The organism is Vibrio sp. 1580, from assembly GCF_033340055.1.
This window is the reverse complement of sequence record NZ_JAWOVT010000446.1, coordinates 1-604: the sequence shown is the minus strand read 5'-3', so window position 1 is coordinate 604 and position 604 is coordinate 1. Positions and strand designations below refer to the sequence as shown.

At 48.2% G+C, this 604-nt stretch carries 1 protein-coding gene; it reads left to right on the top strand.

The features are described from left to right. Positions 1-59: 59 nt before the first annotated feature. On the top strand, positions 60-604 hold a 545-nt coding region (locus R7093_RS26505), incomplete at its 3' end, for a DEAD/DEAH box helicase (RefSeq protein WP_318147186.1).

Here is a 604-nt window from a genome sequence, read left to right as displayed (position 1 = left end):
TGTTACTTGACTGGGATTCTGATAAACTACGCGCCCATTTCCTCTTTAGAGACGTTTCTATGCCATTTTCTAAGCTTGGTTTAAGCGCACCAATTACGGATGCCGTAACGGCGCTGGGTTACGAAAAACCGACTTCTATCCAACAAAAAGCGATTCCAATTGTGCTGCGTGGCAGCAACTTGATCGCGGCTGCGCAAACAGGCACGGGTAAAACCGCCAGCTTTGTTTTGCCAATCTTAGAAAAGCTCAGTCAAGGTGAGACGCAACGTAAAAAACGCGCTCGTGCCATCATTCTTACGCCAACGCGCGAACTGGCTCTGCAAGTGCATCAAAGTATTGAAGCGTACGGGAAGAACTTGCCACTGCGCTCAATGGCGATGTTTGGTGGCGTGGAATATGCGCCGCAGAAGCAAGCGCTGATTGAAGGCGTAGATATTGTGGTGAGCACACCAGGACGTCTGATTGATTTATACGGCCAGCGTGCGATCCATTTTGATGAAGTGGAAATGCTGGTACTGGACGAAGCCGATAAGATGCTTGATATGGGCTTTATCGACTCGATCGATAAGATCATCGATTGCATGCCAGAAGATGTTCAAAGTTT